General features: G+C 60.3%; 14 protein-coding genes. 7 read left to right on the top strand and 7 right to left on the bottom strand.

Annotated elements, in window-relative coordinates; translation table 11 throughout:
* Nucleotides 1–63 precede the first annotated feature (63 nt).
* From efeU to efeB, 3 genes are read left to right on the top strand one after another with little or no spacing between them, the layout of a single operon-like run.
* Nucleotides 64–921 carry an iron uptake transporter permease EfeU gene (gene efeU / locus ESZ53_RS13575; RefSeq protein ID WP_129073313.1) on the top strand — a complete coding sequence of 286 codons (858 nt, stop codon included), beginning with the start codon at nt 64–66 and terminating at the stop codon, nt 919–921.
* Nucleotides 921–2,096, top strand: a complete 1,176-nt coding sequence (efeO, locus tag ESZ53_RS13570) for an iron uptake system protein EfeO (protein WP_129073312.1) — start codon at nt 921–923, stop codon at nt 2,094–2,096. The genes efeU and efeO overlap by 1 nt, the downstream gene beginning before the upstream one ends.
* Nucleotides 2,097–2,139: 43 nt before the next feature.
* Nucleotides 2,140–3,408 (top strand): iron uptake transporter deferrochelatase/peroxidase subunit, encoded by a 1,269-nt coding sequence (gene efeB, locus ESZ53_RS13565; protein ID WP_129073311.1) that lies wholly within the window; start codon nt 2,140–2,142, stop codon nt 3,406–3,408.
* Nucleotides 3,409–3,417: 9 nt separating this feature from the next.
* Here the strand turns inward: efeB and ESZ53_RS13560 are convergent, their stop codons facing one another.
* The 7 genes from ESZ53_RS13560 to ESZ53_RS13530 form a co-directional block, all read right to left on the bottom strand.
* Entirely contained in the window at nt 3,418–3,879 is a 462-nt protein-coding gene (locus ESZ53_RS13560) for a hypothetical protein (RefSeq protein ID WP_129073310.1), read from the bottom strand.
* Between the two features lie 136 nt (nt 3,880–4,015).
* Nucleotides 4,016–5,923: a translational GTPase TypA gene (typA, locus tag ESZ53_RS13555; RefSeq protein WP_129073309.1), complete on the bottom strand. Its 1,908-nt coding sequence runs from the start codon at nt 5,921–5,923 to the stop codon at nt 4,016–4,018.
* Between the two features lie 222 nt (nt 5,924–6,145).
* Nucleotides 6,146–7,948, bottom strand: coding sequence for an ABC transporter family substrate-binding protein (locus ESZ53_RS13550; protein ID WP_246837327.1), 1,803 nt, complete (start codon nt 7,946–7,948; stop codon nt 6,146–6,148).
* A 105-nt stretch (nt 7,949–8,053) separates the two neighbouring features.
* Nucleotides 8,054–9,805 carry an ABC transporter ATP-binding protein gene (locus ESZ53_RS13545; RefSeq protein ID WP_129073308.1) on the bottom strand — a complete coding sequence of 584 codons (1,752 nt, stop codon included), beginning with the start codon at nt 9,803–9,805 and terminating at the stop codon, nt 8,054–8,056.
* On the bottom strand, nt 9,802–10,761 hold the full coding sequence (locus tag ESZ53_RS13540; RefSeq protein WP_129073307.1) for an ABC transporter permease: 960 nt from the start codon (nt 10,759–10,761) through the stop codon (nt 9,802–9,804). Before ESZ53_RS13540 ends, ESZ53_RS13545 begins: the two co-directional genes overlap by 4 nt.
* A complete protein-coding gene (locus ESZ53_RS13535) occupies nt 10,751–11,680 on the bottom strand; it encodes an ABC transporter permease (protein WP_129073306.1) in 930 nt (309 codons plus the stop codon). The genes ESZ53_RS13540 and ESZ53_RS13535 overlap by 11 nt, the downstream gene beginning before the upstream one ends.
* A 138-nt stretch (nt 11,681–11,818) precedes the next feature.
* Nucleotides 11,819–13,426 carry an ABC transporter substrate-binding protein gene (locus ESZ53_RS13530; RefSeq protein WP_129073305.1) on the bottom strand — a complete coding sequence of 536 codons (1,608 nt, stop codon included), beginning with the start codon at nt 13,424–13,426 and terminating at the stop codon, nt 11,819–11,821.
* Nucleotides 13,427–13,675: 249 nt separating this feature from the next.
* Here ESZ53_RS13530 and ESZ53_RS14410 point away from each other — a divergent pair, with 249 nt between their 5' ends.
* The 4 genes from ESZ53_RS14410 to ESZ53_RS13510 all read left to right on the top strand — a co-directional run bounded on the left by ESZ53_RS14410 (nt 13,676) and on the right by ESZ53_RS13510 (nt 17,528).
* Entirely contained in the window at nt 13,676–14,077 is a 402-nt protein-coding gene (locus ESZ53_RS14410) for a thiol-disulfide oxidoreductase DCC family protein (RefSeq protein WP_129073304.1), read from the top strand.
* Nucleotides 14,074–14,862 carry a CPBP family intramembrane glutamic endopeptidase gene (locus tag ESZ53_RS13520; RefSeq protein WP_210403901.1) on the top strand — a complete coding sequence of 263 codons (789 nt, stop codon included), beginning with the start codon at nt 14,074–14,076 and terminating at the stop codon, nt 14,860–14,862. The genes ESZ53_RS14410 and ESZ53_RS13520 overlap by 4 nt, the downstream gene beginning before the upstream one ends.
* Nucleotides 14,863–15,081: 219 nt before the next feature.
* Nucleotides 15,082–15,966, top strand: coding sequence for a universal stress protein (locus tag ESZ53_RS13515; protein WP_129073302.1), 885 nt, complete (start codon nt 15,082–15,084; stop codon nt 15,964–15,966).
* Complete coding sequence (locus ESZ53_RS13510) at nt 15,966–17,528, top strand: APC family permease (protein ID WP_129073301.1); 1,563 nt, start codon at nt 15,966–15,968, stop codon at nt 17,526–17,528. Before ESZ53_RS13515 ends, ESZ53_RS13510 begins: the two co-directional genes overlap by 1 nt.
* Nucleotides 17,529–17,553 lie beyond the last annotated feature (25 nt).

Here is a 17,553-nt window from a genome sequence, read left to right as displayed (position 1 = left end):
GATTATGGTTGATTAGGTTAGGCTTACCAATCCACCCAGAATTTCGATTGACAAGAGAGTTCCGTGCTCGCAAACTTCCTGATCGGCCTGCGAGAAGGCCTCGAAGCTGCACTCGTCGTGGGCATTCTTATCGCGTACGTTCACAAGATCGACCGCCGCGATGTGCTCCCCCGCATCTGGCTCGGTGTCGGCATCGCCGTTGTTCTCTCCCTCGGGCTTGGCGCGAGCCTGACCTTCGGCGCCTACGGACTCTCCTTTCAGGCAAAAGAGCTGATCGGCGGCATCCTCTCGATCATCGCGACCGCTTTTGTCACGTGGATGATCTTCTGGATGCTTCGCGCCGCCCGCGGTCTCGGCCGCGAATTGCGCAGTGAAGTCGACTCGCACCTTACGGGAGCCGGTTGGGGCCTCGTCCTCGTGGCCTTCCTCGCCGTAGGCCGCGAAGGAATCGAAACTGCTCTCTTCATTTGGGCCGCCGTTCAAGCCAGCGGGTCCACCACGCTCCCCCTCACCGGGGCAGCCCTTGGTATTGCCGCCGCGATCGTGCTCGGCTACCTCATGTATCGCGGAGTGGTGAGCATCAACCTCACGCGCTTCTTTACCTGGACCGGCGCCATCCTGATCATCGTTGCCGCGGGAGTACTCTCCTACGGCGTGCACGATCTGCAAGAGGCGGGTGTCTTGCCCGGACTCAACGCTCTCGCTTTCGACGTCAGCGCGGTCATCCCGCCCGATAGCTGGTACGGAACGCTGCTCAAGGGCGTCTTCAACTTCTCGCCCGCCACCACGTGGTTCGAGGCGGGTGTCTGGTCGGCCTATGTCGGCACTGTCATGACGATCTTTGTCCGCACTGTTCGCGGCAACGCTCGCGCAGACAAGTCCTTCGTTCCCGCTTCACCTCTCGGCACTCAAGGAGCCTGATGACCACCCGCTCTTCCCGCGTCGGCTACGCCGCCGTCGCCACCGTTGCGGTTCTCGCCCTCGCCGGCTGCGTTCCCAACAACGTCAGCACGACGGCATCCGGCAACACCATCAGCGTCGAGAGCAGTGCAACCGACTGCGCCGTTAGCTCGAGTGAGGCGCCCAGCGGCAACCTCGTGTTCTCCGTCACCAACTCCGGCGACCAAGTAACCGAGTTTTATTTGCTCGCGGATGACGGCTTACGCATCGTCGGTGAGGTCGAGAACATCGGGCCGGGAATCACCCGCGACCTCGTGGTCTTGGCGCAGCCTGGCGACTACTTCACCGTATGCAAGCCAGGAATGGTCGGCGAGGGCATCGGCACGACTCCGTTCACCGTGACAGACTCCGGCACCGACCTCTCGTTCAGCGGAGACATCGCCGCTCAAGTCGAGACGGCCAATGCCAACTACAAGAGCTACGTCAAAGACCAGATCGAAAATCTCGTAGTCGGTACCGAAGATTTCGCCGCCGCGTACATCGCCGGCGATGACGACACCGCCCGCTCGCTCTACGCCCCCACTCGCGTGTTCTGGGAACGCGTCGAGACGGTCGCCGAGTCCTTCGGAGACCTCGACCCGCGCATGGACCTGCGTGAAGCAGACCTCGAAGACGGCCAAGAGTGGACGGGCTGGCACGCCATCGAGAAAGATCTCTGGCCCGCGGATGCCGAAGCCGGCTTCGAAGCCTACGACCAGCCCAAGCGCGAAGCGCTAGCGTCGCAGCTCGTCGCCGACACCAACACGCTCTATGCCAACGTTCAGGAGCTCGAGTTCACGCTCGACCAGCAGACCAACGGCGCCATTGGTCTTCTCGATGAGGTCGCCAGTGGCAAGGTCACGGGCGAAGAAGAATTCTGGTCGCACACCGACCTCTGGGATTTCCAAGCCAACATCGATGGCGCACGCGTGCTCTATGACGGTGTTCGCGACATCCTCGTGGAGAAAGATGCTGACCTCGCCGCGACTCTCGATAAGGAGTTCGAACAACTGCAGGTCCTGCTCGACGCTCAAAAGGAAGGCGATGGTTTTCGCCTTTACACGGAGTTGTCCACCACTGAAATCCGCGCTTTCTCCGATCAGGTGAACGCCCTCGCCGAACCACTCTCTCGCCTCACCGCCGTTCTCGTTCTCTAGACGCAGTCGCGTCCATCCGCTCATCACTCACGAAAGTAACGCCATGCCAACAGATGACACCAGGGGACTCTCTCGCCGCGGCCTGCTCGGTCTCGCCGGCGCCGGAGTCGTGGGTGCCGGTCTCGGCGTCGGCGGTGCGTTCGCGATCGGGGGCGGCGGAGCGTCATCCACCAGCAACGATGTGGCATCGACGTACCCGTTCTTCGGAGACCACCAGTCGGGAATCATCACCCCGGCGCAGGATCGACTGCACTTTGCCGCGTTTGACGTCAACGACATCTCTCGCGACGAACTCATCGAGTTGCTGCGCGATTGGAGCTACGCCGCGGCACGGATGACGGCAGGCCAGGCTGCTGGCGAGTACGGCCCTGCCGGTGGCCCGTACGACGCTCCACCAGACGACACTGGCGAAGCTCTCGACCTTCCGCCCGGCGGCCTCACCATCACCTTCGGCTTCGGCCCCAGCCTGTTTGATGACCGCTTCGGCCTCGCTGGCAAGCGACCCTCAGCGCTCATTGACCTCCCTAAGTTTCCCAGCGACGCTCTGCTGCCCGAACTCGTCGGCGGTGACCTCTGCATCCAAGCCTGCAGCGACGACCCCCAGGTGGCTGTTCACGCTATTCGCAACCTGTCGCGTATCGCGTTCGGTCGCGCAACCCTGCGCTGGTCGCAACTCGGCTTCGGCCGCACGTCGTCCACGACGCAGGCCCAAAAGACGCCCCGCAACCTTTTCGGCTTCAAAGACGGCACCGCCAACCTCCGCGCCGAAGACACCGCCGGCGTCAACGAACACGTGTGGGCAGCATCCGGAGACGGAACAGCGTGGATGGCCGGCGGCTCGTATCTCGTCAGCCGCAAGATTCGCATGACCATCGAAACGTGGGACCGTACCTCGCTGCGCGAACAAGAGACGATCTTCGGTCGCACCAAGGGCGAGGGTGCTCCGCTCAGCGGCGGCAGCGAGTTCACCGATCCCGATTTCGAGCAGACCGGTCGCGACGACGCGCCCCTGATCGATGACGCATCGCACGTGAAGCTCGCCCACCCTGACACTCATGGTGGCGCCCAGATTTTGCGTCGCGGCTACAACTTCGTGGATGGCAATGACGAACTCGGCCGCCTCAACGCGGGACTCTTTTTCATCAGCTTCCAGCGCGATCCCGAGAAGCAGTTCGTGCCAATTCAGCTCGCCCTCTCGCGCAACGACCTCATGAACGAGTACGTGCGCTACGTTGGCTCGGCAATCTTCGCGGTGCCGCCCGGAGCATCGTCATCGAGCTTCATTGGCGCGGGAATGTTCGACCTCGCCTAAGCGACGTTGTTAGTTGGCGGTCCCTGCCGGCGCTACCGTGTAATTGGCGGTGTAGCCGTCGTCGGTGCTCGCGACAATTACGGCCACGTTCCAGTCGTCACTCGAAAAAATCACCGAGCCCGCGCCATCGGAACCGCTTGCTTGCACTTGCGATTCGTAGCCGGCAGCCGCAAAATCGTCCTCGATCGCATCGAGTGGCGACTGCGCACCGGTAGCGATGGTGATGTTGTACCCGCGGCTGTCGCCTTCTCCCGCGGCGATCGCAAACTGCACGTCCCCCTCGGTCAAAGGAACCGTACTGGGGAAGCCTTCCGGAATCTCCGTGCCGCCCAGGCTGAGGTTGCCGCCGGTGGCCTGTTCCACGATGCCGCCGATAGGGTTCTCCCCCGAGCAGCCCGCCAGCGCCGGCGTCGCCGCCAGAGCGAGAACGAGGGCTACGGATGCGCTAACACTGTGGCGTGCGCTCAACATGACAACTCCAGAAAACGACGAGGTGGTTACGGCCGCACGGGTCGTTAACCAACGATGCAGCCACGATCAAATGACCGTGGCTGCATCGTACTCCGTGCAGATTGCTGGCTCATGTGAGCCCGCTGCGAGAGTGAGGTTAGGCGTTCTGCTTCTTCATACGCGACGTGCTGCGAGCGCGAGCGTTGGCATCGAGCTCTACCTTGCGGATGCGCACGAACTCAGGAGTTACCTCAACGCACTCGTCTTCGCGAGCGAATTCGAGGCATTCTTCCAACGTCAGCTTGCGCGAGGGAGTCATACGCTCGAACGAGTCCGAGGTCGACTGGCGCATGTTGGTGAGCTGCTTTTCCTTGGTGATGTTGACGTCCATGTCGTCAGCGCGCGAGTTCTCGCCGACAACCATTCCTTCGTAGACCTCTTGCGTGGGCTCAACGAAGAACGACATGCGCTCCTGCAGAGCAACCATCGCGAACGGGGTAGCCGCACCAGCGCGGTCGGCAACGATCGAACCGTTGACGCGCGTGAGGATTTCGCCAGCCCACGCCTCGTAGCCGTGCGAGACGGCGTTGGCGATTCCAGCACCGCGGGTGATGGTCATGAACTCGGTGCGGAAACCGATGAGACCACGCGAAGGAACGATGAATTCCATGCGAACCCAGCCGGTACCGTGGTTTGCCATACCTTCCATGCGACCCTTACGAGCAGCTAGGAGCTGAGTGATAGCGCCGAGGTACTCCTCGGGAGCATCGATCGTGAGGTGCTCGAAGGGCTCGTGAACCTTGCCGTCAACCTTCTTGATAACAACCTGCGGCTTGCCGACAGTGAGTTCGAAGCCTTCGCGACGCATCTGCTCAACGAGGATGGCGAGAGCGAGCTCTCCACGACCCTGAACTTCCCAGGCATCCGGGCGTCCGATGTCGACGAGCTTCAGCGAAACGTTACCGACAAGTTCGCGGTCGAGACGGTCCTTGACCATGCGAGCGGTGAGCTTGTGGCCCTTGACCTTGCCGATAACCGGCGAGGTGTTGGTTCCGATAGTCATCGAGATCGCGGGATCGTCAACCGTGATGGTCGGCAACGGGCGAACGTCGTTGGGGTCACAGAGCGTTTCACCGATGAAGATGTCTTCAAAGCCGGCAACAGCAACAATGTCGCCGGGGCCCGCACTTTCGGCCGGGTAACGGTCGAGAGCCTTTGTGATCATGAGCTCGGTTACGCGAACGTTTGCGACGCTTCCATCGTGCTTGACCCAGGCAACGGTCTGACCCTTTTTGATCGTGCCGTTGAAGACACGAAGGAGGGCGAGGCGACCGAGGAAGGGCGAGGAGTCAAGGTTGGTGACCCACGCCTGCAGGGGGTGCTCGTCGTCGTACGAGGGAGCAGGAACGTGCTTGAGGATCGCGTCGAACAGCGGCTCGAGGTCGTCGTTGTCGGGCAGCGCACCGTTGTCGGGCTTGTTCCAGCTTGCAGCGCCGTTACGGCCCGAAGCGTAGACAACAGGAACGTCAAGAATGGCGTCCAAGTCAAGGTCGGGAACGTCATCCGCCATGTCGCTAGCAAGGCCAAGAAGAAGGTCCTGGCTCTCGGCAACAACCTCGTCGATGCGAGCATCGGGACGGTCGGTCTTGTTGACCAAGAGGATCACGGGCAGCTTGGCTTCGAGTGCCTTACGGAGAACGAAGCGGGTCTGCGGAAGCGGGCCCTCACTGGCGTCAACCAGCAGCACAACGCCGTCAACCATGCTGAGCCCACGCTCAACCTCGCCACCGAAGTCGGCGTGGCCCGGGGTGTCAATCACGTTGATCGTGATGGGACCCTCAGTGGCGTACTTGCCGTTGTAGGAGATCGCGGTGTTCTTTGCGAGAATCGTGATTCCCTTTTCGCGCTCGAGCTCGTTCGAGTCCATTGCGCGCTCTTCGAGGTGCGCGTGCGCTTCGAAGGAGTTCGTCTGGCGAAGCATCGCGTCAACGAGAGTCGTCTTTCCGTGGTCAACGTGGGCAACGATTGCTACGTTGCGCAAGTCGCTGCGAGTGGCCATAGCCATAGCAATATTCCTTAATTCATTGGAGGCTGTGCGGACTTTCACCGCAGTCGCTGCACAGAAAGTCTCGGCAGCAGATCGGCGGCCGAATGCCACCGGGTTAAGATCTTGGGAGGGTGCAGAAGATCTTTCAGAGTATCCTGCTCCACCAGTTTACCCTGTTTGACAAGATTTATCGCAGCCGCCCGTTCAGGGGGCCGTTCTTACGGGCAAAACTCGCGCGAGTCAGGGACTCCACTCCCACACGTTCCACCATACTCCGGGGCTGAGCGACGACAGCGAGACGTTCTCTACTCTGTCTTGATCGAACGCAATCGTGACCGGATTCTGGAACAACGGCGCTCCATACGCGGATGCCCAGAGTGCAGCATCAGCCTCTAGCAGTAGAGCATCCCGCTCGGACGCGTCGATCGAAACCGCGCTCGCCTCGCTGAGTAGCGAGTCCACCGTGGCGTCTGAGAAGTAGTTGAGGTTGGCGAAGCCGTCGGTGCCGAACACTGCTGGCGCTACCCCTACGCCCGGGCGCGCGCTCTGCCAGCTGAAGAGCGCTGCGTCATACGCCTCTGGCGTTCCGAGAGTTTGCTGCCAATCTTCGCTCGAGCAGTCGCTCACCACGAAACCAGCCTTGGCGGCAGACTCTTTGATGAGGGCGTATTCATCCTCACGCATCGCGTCATCCGCGTCGTAGAGGATACAGACAGCTGGCTTCGAGACCTCGGCCTCGGCTAACAAGTCTTTTGCGCCCTCGATGTCTGGCTCACCGTAGCCGGCCGAGCCGTTAGCAGATCGTGCGCTGCGGTACTCCGCGTCGCCCGGGGCGAATAGGAACGAGTCCCTGGTGGTCGCACGCGGGTATGCGTCGTGGAACACCGTCGCAACGATCTCGGCACGCGGAACAGTCTTCAAGAACGCTTGCCGCACGAGCACGTCGTCAAAGACGCCGCTCTTCGACTCCGCAAACTGCAGGTCAAGATGCTCGAAGCTGTCGGTGTAGCCGTCGCGGATGGTCGCATCCATGGTGGCCAGGGCATCACGCACATCGCTGTTCATCGACGGCACCGCAATTTGCACTGCGCCCACGAGAAGAGCTTGAGCTTGAGCGAGCGGATCGCTCATGAACCGCACCCGGATCTCTTGGAACGTCGCCTCACGCATTCCGCTGTAGTTCTCATTCGCGCGAAGCGTGACGTACTGATTCGCGACGTACTCCGACACCACATACGGTCCACTTGAGACCAGAAGGCTCTTATTCGCGGGCATACCTTCGAAATTGAACACTGTGTTCCACGTGCGCGCGATCGCTGCGAGATCCTTCTCGTTGCCCTCGCTTATCGCAGAGAAAACGCGCTCCTTGGCCGTGATGGCATTGTCGCTCGCGAATGCCATCATGCCGACCACATGCGCGGGCTTAGCGAACGAGCCTGGGCCGAAGAACGCCGTTCGCCAGTCGGCTGTCGGCTCGTCAAAGACAAGAGTGAGAGACATACGGTCATCGCTCATCTGGGGAAGCTCTGTAACCAGCGCAATTCCAGTGTCGTCACCGGCCGTCGAATCGAAGAGAACACGAGGGTCAGAACGATCGATCGGAGCGCCCGTCTCGGGGTCGACCGTGCTCGCGGCATCCGCGTCGGTAGCGTTGAGTGCGCGGGATGTTGCCGCCCACTCGAGCAACAAATCAACCGCGTCGACCGCGGAGCCATCCGACCAGCGCACGCCGTCGGCCACGGTGTAGGTCACGGCAAGCGGATCGTCCGAGACCTTGACGAAGTGGCCGAAGGACTCATCGCGAACCAGCTGAGACTCGTCATTGAAGTAGGTAAAGCCAGTGCCGGTGGCATAGGCGATAGTGGTGTTGGTTTCGCCAGCGCCGAAGGCTGTCACTGGATTGCCAGAGGTGTAGGGCTGGGTGACCGCGATCGTGAGCTCGGAGCCATCGATCGTCGGCGAGGCTTGCGGCACACACCCCGCAAGGGCGATCGCTGTGGCAGCCGCGATGGCCAGGGTCGCCATGATTCTTGTGGCGCTCACTGAACCTCCTGCACACGGACTCGCAGCGCGCGGTGGCACGCTAGAAACGAGTCTAAGTCAGAAGGGCCGCTCCCCGAGGGGGAACGGCCCTTCTGACTCAATAAACTAAGCGCCTAGCTTGATATTGGCGCCCGGAATGGCTTCAAGCAGTTCCTGCGTGTACGGGTTCGACGAGTTCTCGAACACCTCGTCCGTCGTCGCAGCCTCAACGATGCGCCCTCCCTGCATGACACACACGTTGTCGGCTACCAAGCGAACCACCGCGAGGTCGTGAGTGATGAAGAGATACGTCAAGTCAAGCTCGGTCTGCAACTCGGTAAGCAGGTTCAGCACCTGCCCCTGAACGAGTACGTCGAGCGCGGAGACTGCCTCGTCAAGCACGAGAACCTCAGGCTTGAGAGCTAACGCCCGAGCGATAGCAACACGCTGACGCTGACCACCGGAAAGTTCGCCGGGGTAACGGTGACGGGCTGCCTGCGGAAGCGACACCTGATCGAGCAGTTCGCTCACGCGGTTGTAGCGTTCCTTCGCCGTACCGAGCTTGTGAGCAAGCAACGGCTCCGCGATTGTGTTGCCGACGCTGTACTGCGGGTCGAGCGAACCGTAGGGGTCTTGGAAGACCGGCTGAACACGGCGACGGAACTCCAAGAGCTCTTGGCCTTTGATACCCGCGAGATCTTTGCCATCAAACTCGATGGTCCCGCTCGTGAGCGACTCCAGCTGCAAGATGAGCTTGGCCACCGTGGACTTGCCCGATCCGGACTCCCCTACCAGCGCGGTAGTGGTGCCCTTCTTGACGCCAAACGAAATGTCGTTGACGGCGAGGAGCTTGTCTTTGCGGAAGCCCTGCTTGCGGATTTCGTAGACCTTGGTGATGTTGCTCACCTTGATCAAGTCTTCATCCGACCCAGCCTCGCGGCTCGCCGCACGAGCAATGAGAGTGTTGTCGAGCGACCCCTCCGCGAAGATACGCACACTGTCATCTTCGGGCTTTGCGGTCTTGATCGACTGAATACGACGCGAGGCAAGGCTCGGAGCCGCAGCTACAAGACGCTGCGTGTAGGGATGCTGCGGGTTTTCCAGGATCGCCCGAGACGGACCCGATTCAACGACCTTGCCCTTGTACATGACCACGAGCTGCTCGGCACGCTCCGCGGCGAGGCCGAGGTCGTGAGTGATGAACAGCACCGAGGTGCCATAGTCGCGTGTGAGCGACTGCAAGTGATCGAGGATCTGGCGCTGAACCGTCACGTCGAGTGCCGAGGTGGGCTCGTCGGCGATCAGGAGCTTCGGGCGAGCCGAGAGACCGATCCCGATGAGAACGCGCTGGCGCATTCCGCCCGAGAACTGATGGGGGAACTGCTTGAGGCGCTCGCTTGCGTCGCCGAGACCTGCTTCTTGCAGTACCTCGATGGTGCGCTGGCGTGCTTCTTTGCCCTGAGCAATACCATTCGCCTTGATCGCTTCTTCAACCTGGAAGCCAATGCTCCACACCGGGTTGAGGTTCGACATCGGGTCTTGAGGAACGTAACCAATCTGGCTACCGCGCACTTCAGCGAAATGAGCGTCTGAGAACGTGGTCAGGTCATGACCTTCGAACTCGATCGATCCGCCCGAGACCTTGCCGGCGCCCGGTAGCAGACCGATCACTGCTTGCGCAGTAGTGGACTTACCCGATCCGGATTCCCCCACGATCGCGAGTGACTGGCCCTGATACAGGGTCAGATCGATCCCGCGAACGGCGGGAACGAGACCACGCTGGGTTTCGAACCCAACTTCGAGGTTGCGAATCTTGAGCAGCGGAACTTCCTCGTTTGAGGATTCAGGCGACACAGGAACTGTTTCTGGATTGGTCATCGGCGTGCTCTCGCTTCCGGGTCAAGGGCATCGCGAACTACGTCGCCGAACATCAGGAAGGCAAGCACGGTGATCGAAAGCGCAGCCGACGGCAACAGAAGAGTCTGCGGGTGCGTTCGAACCGTAACTTGAGCCTGGTTGATCTCGTTACCCCACGACATGACGGTGGGCGGGAGACCAATTCCAAGGAATCCGAGAGTCGCTTCGGCCACGATGAAGATACCGAGCGACACGGTAGCCACAACGATCACCGGAGCAATCGAGTTGGGAATCACGTGGCGAACCAGCGTCTTGAATCTCGAAACACCCAGGGCCGCGGAAGCTGTGACGTAATCCGAATTTCGGGCCGACAAAACAGCACCACGCATGATGCGCGCAATCTGAGGCCACGCAAACAAGGAGAGCACGAGCGACACCGTAAGCGCGTCACGAACGGAGATTACCGAGAACAGAACGATTGCTCCGAGAACGGTGGGAACAGCGAAGAAGACGTCGCCGACGCGCGAAACGAAGGAGTCGAGGAATCCGCCATAGAAGCCCGCGAGGGCCCCAATAACGCCGCCGAATAGCGTCACGATGACCGTGGTCAGCAGACCGATTGTCACTGACGCCTGGGTTCCGAAGATGATTCGCGAATAGACGTCGCAGCCCTGGCGGTTGAACCCGAGCGGGTGACCAGCCTGAGGATCTCCGTTGCTGAACTTGAGGTAGCACTCGCGGGGGTCCGCGCTAGCGAAGAGCCCCGGGAATACCGCCACGATTACGATCACGAAGATCAAACTGGCAGATACCCAGAACATCGGACGACGACGCATGGCTTCCCACGCATCTGTCCAAGTGCTGCGGGCTTTACCCGATTCATCCACCTGATCGACTTCAGCGACCGGAGTCTCTGCAAGCGACGCGATGAAGTGTTCTTGGCCGGGACGAGGCCGACCAGTGTTGTTACTTGGCATAACGGATCCTTGGGTCAAGCGCGGCGTAGAGCAGGTCGACGAGCAGGTTGGCAAGCACAAAGATGATGACCATCACTGCGACGAAGGAGACCACGGTTGGTCCCTCCCCTAGCCGGATTGCTCGGTAGACGGTTCCACCGACACCGTTGATGTTGAAGATTCCCTCGGTCACAATCGCACCGACCATGAGTGAACCAATATCGACTCCCAGGTAGGTGACGACGGGAACAAGAGAGTTGCGCAGCACGTGCACCGTCACTACTCGACGGCGAGAAAGGCCCTTGGCAGTGGCAGTGCGCACGAAGTCTGCACCGAGATTGTCGGCCACGCTGGCACGAGTGAGCCGCACGATATAGGCGAATGACACTGAGGCCAGAACTATCGCCGGCAAGAGGAGCTCGCCCCAGGGAGCCGCACCACTCACGGTGGTTCTTGCCCACCCCAATTGGATGCCGAAAACGAACTGCAGCACGAAACCGACGACGAAGGTTGGCACCGAGATCAGCAGCAGGCTGACGACGAGAGCGGAAGCGTCGAAGAGCTTTCCCTTGCGCAGACCAGCAATGAGACCCACGATGATGCCGAAGAAGGCTTCGATCGCAAGGGCAAGCACAGCTAGGCGAGCGGTGATCGGGAAGGCCTGAGCCATGACATCGATCACCGGTCGGCCGGAGAACGTCGTTCCCAGGTCGCCCTGGAACAGTCCACCGATGTACAGAAGGTACTGAACGATAAAGGGCTTATCCAGGTTGTATTCGGCACGAATCGCTTCGATAACACCGGGAGCTGGCGGGTGGTCGCCGTACAACGCGGCGATCGGATCGCCGGGGACCGCGAACACCATGAAGTAGATCAAGAATGTTGCGCCAAAAAACACGGGGATCATCTGGAGGAAACGCTTGCCTGCGTACCAAAACATCAGATGGTTCCCTCGAAGGAACGGATAAGCATAAGAGTCACAATCACTGAATGAGGGTACTCAGTGTAATGCCCGGGGCCTAAAGGAGCCCCGGGCATCACACGTTGAGAGTGGAAACTGGGTAAAGCTAAGAGCTAATTAGCCCTTGGTTACCTCGTTGTACAGCGGGACGGAGTCCCAACCGAATACAACGTTGTCAACGGAGTCTGAGTAGACGCCAGTGACGTTCGAGTACCACAGCGGGATCGAAGGAAGGTCGACCAAGAGAACTTCTTGAGCTTCCTGGTACTTCGCCGTTGCCTCTTCTACCGAGGATGCGCTAGCGCCCTCAGAAAGGATCTTTTCGAACTCAGGGCTCGAGTAGCCTTCCTTGTTCGAGCCAGCTCCATCTACATAGAGCGGTCCGAGGAAGTTGTACAGCGACGGGTAGTCAGCCTGCCATCCAGCACGCGTTCCACCGGTGAGCGCGTTAGCGTCACGGTCGTTGAGCGCGTCTGCGAATGTCGGGTATGCCTTGCCCACAGCTTCGATGCCGAGCGAGTTGCTGATGCTGTTAGCTACAGCGTCAACCCATGCCTGGTGTCCACCATCAGCGTTGTACGCGATGTCGAAGACGGTGTCTCCGTACGGCGCGATTGCGTCGGCTTCTGCCCAGAGCTTCTTGGCCTCATCGGGGTTGAAGTCAAGAACTTCAGCGCCAGCGAGGTTGTCGGAGTGACCAGCGATTACCGGCGAGGTGAAGTCGGTCGCGGGGGTACGAGTGCCCTGGAAGATGACATCCGTGATCTCTGCGCGGTCAATCGACATCGAGATAGCTGCACGACGCAGCTTGCCCTCTTCGCCCGACCAGTGCTCGAGGTAGTACGGCATGTTGAACGCCTGGAAGATAGCTGCAGGCTGGTTCACCGAACGACCCGGGAAGTCCGACTCGTAGGTTGCGAATGCCGAGTCGGGAACAGCGTCGAGAATATCGAGGTTGCCACCGAGAGCGTCAGCGTATGCCGCATCTTGGCTGGTGTAGAAGACGATCGTGACGCCTCCGTTGACAGCCTTGCGAACACCGTTGTAGTCAGGGTTCGCGACGAGGTCGATCTGAACGTTGTGCTGCCAGCCATCTTCAGCAACCATGTAGGGGCCGTTACCGATGGGAGCCTCGCCGAAGGCGTCGAGGTCTTCCCAAGCCGACTCGGGCAGCGGCATGAATGCCGAGTAGCCGAGACGCAGCGGGAAGTCAGCCTCAGGGTTGATCAGCGAAACGGTGAACTCGGTGTCGCTGACGACCTCGAGACCCGTGAGTTCTGAATCCTCGTCGTAGCTGAAGCCCTCGATGTTGTCGAAGAAGTATGACGAGCTCTGCGCGTTGCTGAGCAACGCGCCGTACTGCCATGCCTTCACGAAGGAGTCAGACGTGACAGCTTCACCGTCAGTGAAGGTCCAGCCATCGTTGAGGGTGACGTTCCATACCTGTCCGTCTTCGGACTCGATGGACTTCGCTACCTCGTTCTCGACGTCACCGTCAGAGGTGTACGAGACGAGTCCGGCGAAGATCGACGTGATGATCTTGCCGCCACCGGTTTCGGTGGTGTTAGTCGGAATGAGCGACTGCTGTGGCTCGCTACCGTTTGTTGTGATGATCGCGGCGCTGTCGCCTTCGGCAGGCGCCTCGCTCGCCGAGCAACCCGCGAGTGCGAGTGCTGAGGCTGACAGCAGTGCGACTGCACTGATGCCTATGCGTGATCTCTTCAATGTTTCCTCCTGTGCAGAATTGCGCTAACGGCACGGAAATTGTGGCGCCGCACCGCGCTTGATAGTTCACACCCTAAATCGGGGGGGTACCCCAATCAAAACTGTAAAGCCAAACGTTACACAGCGGTAACGCCCGTGAAGATTATGTGCAGACTTTGCAGTTATTTCGCGCACAAAGAATGTAATTCACAGAAATGGTGCGCAAACACCGCGGGACTCGCGCTCAGCATCGTGAGTTAACATCGTTGCATGTCGCATTCGAGCCCGACTTTGAGCCCCGCAGAACCCGTTCTGATCTTCGACGGAGATTGTGCTTTTTGCACGCTCTGGGTGAATCGCCTTGAGGCTCTTCTCCCCACTTTTCCCGCCACAACACCCTGGCAATGGATCGATCTCGACGACTACGCACTCAGCCAAGATGATGTCGATACAGCAGCGTGGTTCGTGACTCCTACTCGACAGTTCGCCGGCCACCTCGCATTTTCCCTGCTTCTGCGGAGCCAACCGACATTCGGATGGCGCTTCCTCGGGCACCTCATCGCAACCGAGCCGTTCAGCACTATCGCTGCGCTCGGCTACCGTTTCGTCGCGCGCTTTCGCCACCGCCTGCCTGGCGGAACACCGGCCTGCGCAACGCGCCCCGCCGCGTGAGCTCAGCACCGCCCGTTCTCGCCTCGCGAGGCAGAATCTGGAGCGAAATCTCGCTCGTGCTTGCGCTCTCGCTCGGAGCATCCGCGGTGTACTCGATCGTCTCGATCACCAATCGGCTCACCCGCACTGAGGCGCTTTCACAACAGACTGCGACTCTCAACTCCTCGCTTAGCGCTCGCCCGACGTTCGATCTGATCTATCAAGTGCTCGGCATCACGTTCGACCTAGCGCCGGTAGCGCTCGTTGCTTTTCTCCTCTGGAATGCTCAGAAACCACGGCTTTCTCGCTTGGGAATCGACTTCACTCGCCCACTTCGCGACGGAATGAGCGGCTTAGCACTCGCCCTCGTGATCGGAATCCCCGGCATCGCCGTTTACCTCGGAGGGCGCGCGCTCGGCGTGACGGTCAACGTTGTTCCTGCAGCGCTCGACCAGTACTGGTGGACGGTGCCCGTGCTGCTTCTTTCTGCGCTCCGAGCCGGGATCACCGAAGAGGTAATCGTGATCGGGTACTTGTACGCCCGGCTGGGCGACCTTGGCTGGGGCCGTTGGCAAATCATTCTGTCGACCGCCGTGCTCCGCGGCACTTATCACCTGTATCAGGGCATTGGAGCCTTCATCGGCAACATTGCCATGGGGCTACTCTTCGGCTGGCTTTACACCCGTTATCGTCGCGTACTCCCCCTCGTCATTGCTCACACCCTCATCGACGCCGCCATCTTCGTGGGCTACGGCTGGGCGGCAGCTACCTTCCCGGAACTCCTCGGCTCCGCCCCCAGCAAGTAACGCAATCAACGTGCGCAGTGCGCGCGAATGAGCATCAATAAACAGCGCTCGGCAAGCGTTCTCTCGTCGACCGAAACTTTGTTGCCGTCGTTGACAATGGGAAGCAAGAACTGGCTGTACTCTCGGGGTAGACAGAGGAGTCGAGATGCTGGAGATCAGGCATAGTCCCGCAACAATGCGTGCGGAACCTTCAGGAATAAACGACGTGCTGGCCGCCTCATGAGCGGCCGCGTTGTCGTCGGCTACACCGCAACGAACGCCGGCCTAGATGCCGTCGCTCTCGGAGCACGACTCGCTGTCGCATCCGGGGCACAATTGGATGTCGTGCTCATTCTGCCGGGCAACGGCAGGAATGTGATCGATCCGTCTGATGCCGGCTATGACCGCTACCTTCTCGACACTGCCGAGAAGTGGCTTAGCGATGCCGCCGCAACAATCAATCCGGCTATCACTAGCAACACCCACATCCGATTCGGTGAGTCTTTCGCCGAAGGGCTCATGGCGGCAGCGAAAGATCTGAAGGCGACCCACATCGTGATCGGCACGGCGGGCGGTGGCAGGCTCGGCCGTCACCGCTTGGGAACGGTAGCAACGACGTTGCTCCACTCTGCCGAGATCCCGGTCGTGCTCGCACCGGAGGGATCGCGCAACACTGATGATTCCGTCGGCATAACGCGGATCACGGCAGCCGTTGGCACACGACCCGGCGCCGGAGCGCTGATGAACGAAGCACTCGCGCTGGTTTCGGCAACCGGGGCACGCCTGCGGTTGTTGTCGCTCGTCACTGTCGACCTACCTCCCTCGGTCGACACCGGAGTTATCCGCATCACCGGGGCTGCGCACGCCGACGATGTGTTAGCCAGTGCACGAGCAGCACTACCCTCCGCTATCGCAGCCGAGGCGGTTGTCGCGCGCGGCACCAGCATCGAGGATGCGGTGCAGCATCTGGAATGGGAGCCCGGCGAAATCGCGATGGTCGGCTCTAGCCGCCTCGCCCGTCGGCGACGCCTCTTTCTCGGTTCCACCGCGGCCAAGATGCTCCACGAACTAACCGTTCCCATGATTGTCGTTCCCCGAAACTCCCTAGCGAAAGAATCTCAGTGATGAGTGCCGCAGACAATAGCGCCGCACCGGTTACCTCCGATGGTTCGGAGAACAACCGCGGCATCAGCTCCAAGGGACTATCGCAAGGAACGGTGGGGTTAATCGGCGCCGTTGTCATTGGCATCTCGTGCATCGCGCCCGCCTACACCTTGACCGCAGCACTCGGCCCGACTGTTTCGGCGGTCGGTTTTCAAGTACCCGCGATCATCCTGATCGGCTTTATTCCGATGCTCTTGGTGGCCTTCGGGTACCGCGAGCTCAACAATCGCATGCCGGACTCGGGAACCTCCTTCACCTGGGCCACCCGCGCGTTCGGTCCCTGGGTGGGATGGATGGCGGGGTGGGGGCTTATCGCTGCCACCATCCTGGTCTTGTCGAATCTTGCCGGGATCGCCGTCGACTTTCTTTTCCTCCTCATCGCGCAGCTTGCCGGCAAGCCCGAGATCGCCGACCTAGCAACGAATCCATTCGTCAATGTCCTGGTCTGCCTGCTTTTCATGCTGGGCGCGACCCTCATTTCTTATCGCGATATGCAGACCACCCAGCGGCTGCAATACTTTCTCGTCAGCTTTCAACTATTGGTTCTGTTGTTTTTCGCCGGCACCGCCATCGTTGCCGTGGCAAATGGCAACGGCTTCGACCCCTCGGCGCTCAGCTGGGAATGGTTCAATCCCTTCGCCGTGACATCGTTCAGCGCCGTCGCCGCGGGCCTTTCGCTGTCGATCTTCATCTTCTGGGGATGGGATGTCACCCTCACGATGAATGAGGAAACGAAAGACCCCGACCGCACGCCCGGCCGGGCCGCCACGCTGACCGTCGTGCTCATCGTGACCCTTTATCTGCTGCTGGCGATTTCTCTTCTGATGTTTGCCGGGACCGGCACGGGCGAGTTCGGCCTCGGCAACCCCGACATTCAAGACAACGTGTTCTTCGCCCTCGCTGCGCCCATTCTCGGGCCTCTCGCCTTTATGGTGTCGTTGGCGGTACTCACTAGTTCCGCCTCGTCGCTGCAGTCGACATTTGTGTCGCCTGCGCGCACCCTGCTGGCCATGGGGCACTACGGCGCTCTGCCCAAGAAGTTTGCTGCCGTCAGCCCACGTTTTCTTACCCCGGGCTACGCAGTAATCGTCTCGTCAGTGGTGGCATCAACGTTCTACGCTGTCATGCGATTCGTCAGTGAAAACGTGCTTTGGGACACGATCACTGCACTGGGCATGATGATCTCGTTCTACTACGGCATCACCGCCTTTGCGTGCGTCTGGTACTTCCGGCACCAGTGGTTCGATTCCATTCGCAACGTATTCTTCACGCTGCTCTTCCCACTGGTGGGTGGCATGATTCTCGCCGCCCTGTTCTTCATCACCCTGATCGACAGCATGGACCCGAACTATGGCAGCGGGTCCAGCATCGGCGGGATCGGGTTGGTCTTCCTGCTCGGTCTCACGGTTATCGTTGTTGGCATTGCCGTGATGATCTGGCAGGCCGTCAAGAGTCCCCAGTTCTTTCGCGGAGAAACTTTGTCCATGGATGCTCCCCCCAGCCATCGGGGCCGCAAACGCTGACCTTTCTGAGACCCCAAGCCCTGCG

The organism is Salinibacterium sp. UTAS2018, assembly GCF_004118935.1.
GTDB lineage: Bacteria > Actinomycetota > Actinomycetes > Actinomycetales > Microbacteriaceae > Rhodoglobus.
The sequence above is the reverse complement of the archived record's forward strand: the minus strand, read 5'-3'. Positions and strand labels throughout refer to the sequence as shown.